This is a genomic window from Collinsella sp. Sow4_E3, assembly GCF_052116285.1.
Classification (GTDB): domain Bacteria; phylum Actinomycetota; class Coriobacteriia; order Coriobacteriales; family Coriobacteriaceae; genus Collinsella.
In genome coordinates, this window is sequence record NZ_JBQKLJ010000107.1 from 1 (window position 1) to 499 (window position 499).

Here is a 499-nt window from a genome sequence, read left to right on the forward strand (position 1 = left end):
ATCCCTTCTTTTCGCGCTTGATCCATCGTCAGAGTGACTGCTGAATAGCTTGCTGGAAGGACCAATAATACAATCAAGAATATCAACCCAATTCTCATTTTAATGTTTAGCTCTTTAAATGAACTTAAGGGAGATTTTCTCATCAAAATTCTTGTTCCAATAATATTGGTTAGCATGATAAAGACACAGTTGATCAAGAAAAGATAGAGAGCCCCAAATAAATATCGTACATTTCCATTAGCTAAACCATACCCCGCAGTACAGATAGGTGGCATTAGAGCTGTTGCGATGGCTACTCCTGGCACGATATTGTTTGCTTCTTTTTTCCTTGAACCAATGACACCTGCTATCCCACCAGCAATAGCAATGACAACATCCCAAATGGTTGGAGAGGTTCGTGCAATCAACTCGCTACTTGCGTAAGATAAGGGAGAAATCCAGAAATACAGAGTCGATACAAGCAAACTGACCAATACTTCAGTAAATAAAACCTCTAGAG

At 39.5% G+C, this 499-nt stretch carries 1 protein-coding gene; it reads right to left on the bottom strand.

Annotated features, from left to right (window positions below):
- A partial coding sequence (locus ACTQ48_RS11495; RefSeq protein WP_441571058.1) for a DUF389 domain-containing protein occupies positions 1 to 499 on the bottom strand: 499 nt, incomplete at both ends.